The sequence below is a fragment of the Myxococcus sp. CA023 genome (assembly GCF_010998615.1).
Lineage (GTDB): Bacteria > Myxococcota > Myxococcia > Myxococcales > Myxococcaceae > Myxococcus.
In genome coordinates, this window is the sequence record NZ_JAAEAH010000102.1 from 25,262 (window position 1) to 31,655 (window position 6,394).

At 70.0% G+C, this 6,394-nt stretch carries 4 protein-coding genes and 1 pseudogene; 3 read left to right on the forward strand and 2 right to left on the reverse strand.

Annotation, left to right across the window (positions count from 1 at the left end; translation table 11 throughout):
- The first annotated feature begins 73 nt into the window (after positions 1-73).
- The gene (locus tag F8M74_RS33055) at positions 74-2,896 is read left to right on the forward strand and encodes an AAA family ATPase (RefSeq protein WP_141257240.1); all 2,823 of its coding nucleotides are present in this window, start codon (positions 74-76) and stop codon (positions 2,894-2,896) included.
- A 15-nt stretch (positions 2,897-2,911) separates the two neighbouring features.
- Here the strand turns inward: F8M74_RS33055 and F8M74_RS33060 are convergent, their stop codons facing one another.
- Complete coding sequence (locus tag F8M74_RS33060) at positions 2,912-3,484, reverse strand: hypothetical protein (RefSeq protein ID WP_140853323.1); 573 nt, start codon at positions 3,482-3,484, stop codon at positions 2,912-2,914.
- Between the two features lie 212 nt (positions 3,485-3,696).
- Between F8M74_RS33060 and F8M74_RS33065 the strand changes: the two genes are divergently transcribed.
- The gene (locus F8M74_RS33065) at positions 3,697-4,911 is read left to right on the forward strand and encodes a polysaccharide deacetylase family protein (protein WP_228559858.1); all 1,215 of its coding nucleotides are present in this window, start codon (positions 3,697-3,699) and stop codon (positions 4,909-4,911) included.
- 28 nt (positions 4,912-4,939) lie between these two features.
- Here the strand turns inward: F8M74_RS33065 and F8M74_RS33070 are convergent, their stop codons facing one another.
- Positions 4,940-5,839 (reverse strand): MaoC/PaaZ C-terminal domain-containing protein, encoded by a 900-nt coding sequence (locus tag F8M74_RS33070; protein ID WP_141257238.1) that lies wholly within the window; start codon positions 5,837-5,839, stop codon positions 4,940-4,942.
- 146 nt (positions 5,840-5,985) lie between these two features.
- Between F8M74_RS33070 and F8M74_RS33075 the strand changes: the two are divergent.
- Positions 5,986-6,394, forward strand: a pseudogene (locus F8M74_RS33075) (serine/threonine protein kinase); the annotation flags it as partial.

Sequence of the window (6,394 nt, forward strand, 5' to 3'; positions counted from 1 at the left end):
CCGGGATTGCGCGCTCCCCCCCGCGGTTCAAGGGGGTAGAGTGCGCTCCCGGCGAGGGGGCGGCAGACGAGACATGGCGACGAGGAAAAGCGAGGACCAGGAGCGGCTCATCGACCGCGACCTCACCGCGCTGGCGCGGGAGGGAAAGCTACCGGCCGCACACGGCGTGGATGCCGCCGTGACGGAGGTGCTGGGTCTGCTCACGCGGGGCGGCAAGCATCCCCTGCTGGCGGGTGAGCCCGGCGTGGGAAAGAGCGCCCTGGTGCAGGAGGTGGCCCGGCGCATCGCCGAAGGCCGCGTGGACGCCGAGCTGGCGAACGCACGGGTGGTGGAGGTGTCCGTCGCCAACATCCTGGCGCGCAGCACCCAGCGCCAGGCGGCGGAGAGCTTCGAGGAGCTGCTGGCCTACCTCTCCCGGCACCCCTGCCCCATCGTCTACATCCGGGACCTGCCCGCGGCCCTCGGCGGCCCGCTGGCGCCCGTGGCCGTGCGCGGACTGCGCACCGGAGGCCTGCGCTTCATCTTCGAGACAGAGCCCAAGCGCGTGCAGGAGCTGCTTCGCTCCGACGAGGCGCTGGCCGAGCGGCTCCACTTGCTGCCCCTGCACGAGCCTCCGACGGAGAAGGCCCGCTGGGTGCTGGGCCGCGTGGCGGAGGAACTGGAGCGCGAGCTGCGGCTGCCCATCGACCCGGCGGCGTGCGACCTGGCGCTGCGCCTGTCGTCCAAGTTCCTGCTCGCGCAGCGCATGCCGCGCAAGGCCATCGAGCTGCTGAAGGAGACGGCCGCGGAGGCGGCGAGCGCGGCCAAGGACCATGTGGGTCCCGAGGACGTACTCACCCGCTTCTGCGCGGCCACGCGGCTGCCTCGCTTCGTCGTCGACGACGCGATGCCGTTGGACCTCGAGGAGACAGAGCGCTTCTTCGGCGAGCGGCTGCTTGGACAGACGGACGCAGTGGGCGCGGTATTGCGCTCGGTGGCGCTGCTCAAGGCCGGCCTCAACGATCCGCGCCGCCCCCTGGGCGTGTTCCTCTTCGCGGGTCCCACGGGCGTGGGAAAGACGCAGCTGGCCAAGCTGCTGGCGGAGTACCTGTTCGGCTCGGCGGACAGGCTGGTGCGCCTCAATATGGCGGACTACCCCAACGACGGCGACGAGAGCGTCCCCTTCGGCGCCACCTGGGCCCCGGCACTGGAGACACGGCGAGGAGAGCTGAGCGCGCTGCTGGACGGCAAGGTGTTCACCGTGCTGCTGCTCGACGAGTTCGAGAAGGCGGCGCGCAGCGTCCACGACCGCTTCCTTCAGCTCTTCGACGAGGGCACCTTCGTCAACGGGGCCGGCGAGACGGTGTCGTGCAACAACACGCTCATCGTCGCCACGTCCAACGTGGGCGCGGAGGTGTATCGCGAGTCCGGCATGGGCTTCACGGGCGCGCGCCGCGCGGAGGAGATGGTCCCCGAGGTCGATCGGCGCATCGGAGAGGCGTTCCGTCCGGAGTTCCTCAACCGCTTCGACGCCATCTGCCACTTCCGGCCCCTGTCCAAGGTGGACATCCGGAAGATTGCGCAGCGCGAGGTCGGCCGCGTGCTGGAGCGCGAGGGAATCCGCGCGCGCGCCCTGGACGTGGAGGTGACGCCCGCGGTGGTGGACCTGCTCGTGGAGCGGGGTTACTCGCCCCAGTTCGGCGCGCGCTACCTGCAGCGTGAAATCGAGAAGACGCTCACCGCGGCGCTGGCCGTGGAGATTGCGCGCAGGCCGCTGCCTCCGGGCACGCCCGTCCGCGTCGAGGCCCGCCTGGGCGGCCGCGTCACCGCCGTGGCGGAGCCCGCCGCGCCGCCGCCCTCCCCCACCGCGCAGCTGCTGCTGCCGTCCGCTCGCGCGGCGCCGGTGAAGCGGCGGCTGGACCGCAAGTCACTCCTGTTCGAGATGGACCGCCTGGTGGGCAAGGCGCGCGCCCTGGCGGACTCCGCCGGCCGGCCGCAGTTGGAGGAGCGCCGCGCGGAGCTGCTGGCGGAGACGCAGGCGCCCAACCTCTGGGACGACCCCACGCGTGCCGCCGAGGTCATCCGCGCCTTCCGCACCGTGGAGGCGCAACTCAACGAACTGGAGCGGCTGGAGGCCGCGGGCCTGTTCGCGCGGCGACTGGTGCGCGAGGCGAAGAACGAGGTGCAGCTCGGCTCCGCGGCGCGGCAGGTGGAGGACGTGGCGCGCGAGGTCCAGATGGCGGAGGCCCTGCACGCCTCCGGAGCCACCACCCAGGACACCGAGGCACTGGTGGACATCTGCGCCAGTGACGCAGCGGAGGCCCAGGCGACCTGGGTGCAGGAGCTGGCCACCATGTACCTGGGCTGGGCCCAGCGGCGCGGCTACGAGGCGATCGCGGTCGCCGAGGCGGAGGAGCCCTCGCGCGTCGTCGTGCGAATCGCTGGCCCGGGGGCCTATGGCTTCCTCGCGGGCGAAGCAGGCATGCACCGGCGGCTGGAGGACGAGAAGCGCCAGCGCGCCTACGTGCGCGTCCACCGCGGCGGCTCGCTCTCCGAGGAGGAGCTGGCCTACCTGGAGGTCCAAGGCCGGCCCATGAAGAGCCACGAGGGCGCCTACCTCCAGCGCGTCCGCACCGAGGTGACGGTGAAGGACGAGTCCTCCGGACGCGTGCTCACGCTCACTGGCGCCACGGAGATTGACGAGCTGAAGGACATCGCCGCGCGTGTCGTCTACGGCCAAGGCAGCAACACAGACGAGGCACGGCGTTACTACCTGGGACGGGGCGCCCGGGTGGAGGACCCACGCACTGGCGCCGGCACCCCGCGCGTGAAGGACGTCCTGCGCGGCGAGCTGGACGTCTTCATCGCCGCGTGGATTACACGGCCACCCACCGAGCCCCAGGCGCCCGGCAGCTGAGCGAGGCGAAGGGCCTCAACGGGACATGTCCACGACTCGGAGCGTCGAAAGGCTCTCCGAGGCCGAGGCCATCGTCTGGCCGAGCTTGCGGGCGCTCTCGGGGAAGGGGCCCCGTGCCAGCTCCTGCCCCGACGGGCTCAGCACCTTGGCGACGACCTGGCCGAACCCCTTCTTCAGCCCCATGGCCTGGTGCGGTTCGCCCTTGGCGTCCGCCACCATGAAGAGCGACGACTCCAGCTCGGGAGGCGGCGCCTCGCCGTGCTGACGGAAGATGTTCCGCATGTGCTCGATGGACTCGCGGTGGCTCTTCTTGATTTCGCCCCGCGCCATGCCCTTGAAGAGGCCGGGGACGTCCCGCAGGTCCACGTGAATCAGGACGATGGGCCGCTCCTCGCGCAAGTCGTAGATGAACGAGTAGGCGTGCTGGCGCAGCTCGTCCCGAGAGCCCCGGTTGGCGTACAGCACCAGGGTGGGCCGCCCTTTGCCTACGGGAACCTCACGGCCGAATACGTCCTTCAGTTCGGCGGCCTGAGAGGGAATCGCTCCCAACAGGGCCAACAGACATGCGAGCGCGGCGACTTTCTTCATGCAGCGACTTCCTTTTCCAAGGGCCTACGGTGGCTCGGACGAACACGGGGCACCACTATTCGCATCCCTTCCCCGCACCGGTGCCGGCGTGACGCACCTGCTAGGTCCACGCCGCTTGCCCAGGGGGCCCGGCCGGTTGCCTGGCGTCCGTTCTGTCTGGTATCGAATTCATCATGCCGCACGAGGCTGACTCGCCTCGGTGGGGGAAATCCATGTCCAGACCGCACGGGGTGTTTCGAAGGTTCGTCTCGCTGCTCCTCCTGTCGCTGGCGCCGCCCGCGTTCGCCGCGGCGCCCTTCACCGAGGGGATGGTCACCATCACCCTGGACGACGGCTGGGCCACGCAGTTCTCGCTGGCCCGCCCCGAGCTCAACGCGCGGAACATCCCCGCCACCTACGGTCTCGTCACCCTGGCCATCCACGAAGGCTGGGGCGGCTACATGTCGCTGACGCAAGCCCAGACGCTCGTCTCCGAGGGCAATGACATCGCCAGCCATACGCTGACACACCCAGACCTGACGTCGCTGTCCCCGACGCAGCTCGTGGCCGAACTGCAGGACTCTCGTGCCTGGCTGGAGAGCACGCTGGGCCTGCCCGCCGTCCCCAATCTCGTGGTGCCGTATGGCCTGCAGAACGGCCCGGTGCTCGACGTCATCCGCCAGCATTACGCCAGCAGCCGCACGGTGAACGCGGGCCGCAACTTCCGCGACACCGTCGTCTACGAGCTGCGCGCCAATGACGTGGCCCGCACCGTTCCGGTCAGCACCGTCCAGGGATGGGTGGACCAGGCCATCGCGGAGAAGAGTTGGCTCATCCTCGTCTTCCACGAGTTCGTCAACGGCACGCCGACCCGTGACACCCAGTACGAGACGTCCCACTTCGCGGACATCCTCGACTACGTGCAGACGCGCGGCGTGCGCACCGTGACGCTGGCCGAAGGACTGGCACTGACGGAGGGGCGCACCGAACCCGACCTGACAGCGGGTCTGTTCGTCTACACCGACGCGCTGCAGAACGGTTTCGCCAATTGGAGCTGGGCGGACCACTCGCTCGACGAGACAGGGGTGGTCCATGCGGGCTCGGCCGCCATCCGCTTCGAGCCGGACACGTGGAATGGCCTGCTCTTCCACCACCACGGGCTGAACCTGGCGCAGTACCAGTCCATCCGCTTCTGGGTCCACGGCGGAACCGCGGGAGGACAAGCGGTGCGGCTGGTGCTCCACGATGGCACCCAAATGCTAGGCACCACGCGCCTGGACACCGCGCTGGGGGCGCCCATCGCCCCGGGACTCTGGCAGCAGGTGACGATTCCCCTCTCCAGCATCGGGGCCACCACGGGCACGCTGCGGGACATCTACTTCCAGGACGACTCCGGCACGGACCAGCCGGTGATGTACCTGGATGACGTGGTGCTCCTGCCGCAGTGACGTCCTCAGTCCCGCGGCAGGCGCATCGTCACCGTGCCGGCGACGCGCCCGGTGACAGGCGGCCCAGCAAGTGGAGCTGGCCGTCCTCCGCCATCACACGGTAGGCAACGGCGCCCTCGGGCTGCGGGGCGGTCTGGAAGATGACCCGGGAGGGCAGCAGGAGCGGACGGCGGAACTCCGAGGACAGCGTGAGCGCGGGGGCCTCGGAGGCCTCGCCCATCTCCGCCACGCAGCGGCCCACGGTCCACATTCCATGGACGATGGCGCGAGGAAAACCGAAGGGGCGCGCCGTGAAGCCATACAGATGGATGGGGTTGTAGTCGCCCGAGGCCCGGGCGTAACGGCGGCCCGCGTTCTCCGGGACGGACCAACTGGCCGGGCGACTGTTGGCGAAGACTTGCGCCTCGTCGGTGGAGGGAGGACGCCCCGCCTCACGCGCCCGCTCCCCCATTCCAGGCAGGCGGCGGAGCATGGTGGTGACGGCGCTCCACACCTGCGCGCCGTCCGACTCCACCACGGTGTGCAAATCCAGCTCGCGCCCCTGCCGTGCCTCACGCTGGCCTTCGACCCAGGCATGGACGGAGAGCCGGGCCCCGGCGTGCAGGCGGTGATGCTGCTGGATGTGATTGCGCACGTGCACCATGCCCAGCAACCGGTAGGGGAACGCCGGGTGGTTGAGCAGCGTGAGGTGCAGCGACGTCGCGAGCACCTGAGGGAACGGCAACGGCAGGTAGCCATCCTCGGGAAACCCACACACCTCCCGGTAGCGGGACAGTTGTCTGGCGTCCGGGGTGAAGCCTTTCACCCGCACATCCAGGCGGGGCACCTCTCCGGGCCGCGAGGGCCGGCGTGCCACGGCGGCACGCAGCAGTTCCTTGGCGAGCAGCGGAGGCTGGGAGAGCTCGAGCGAGGGCGAAGTGTGGGACACGTTGGGACTCCAGGATGACGCAGCCGGACGTACCGCATGGCAGCACGCGCGGCCTCCGGCGTGAAGCAGAGAGTCCACGAAAGGACCGTTTTGAATGTAAAGCGCCCCTTTCTCGGGAACACGGAGCGTGGGAGAACGTTGCCTCCGTGTCCTGCTTTGACGAAATCACCGCGCGTGCGCTCGCCGCTGGACAGCTTCATGCTTCGGAATCCAATCCATTGCGCAGACATGCGGAAGGTTGCCGCAAGTGCGCCCAGTTGCTGGCGCGGGTGACGCCACCTGGCGCGGCGGCGCAACGCACCGCCGTCGCGCAGGAAATCTCGACGGATACGTCCACCCTGACGGCAGGTCACGGTGATGACGACACGCTTCCCACCGAGCTCATCCGGGTGGGGAGCCAGCCCACGGCCCGTGCGCCATCACCGTCGTCGCCATCGGGCTCCAAGCCTTCCGAACGGCCCGCCCGCCCCGCCATCCGCCAGACCGGACACGCCACCCACCTGGACAGGCCTCCCAAGGCGACGGTGCCGACCGCTGAGGCCCGCCCCCCGGAGC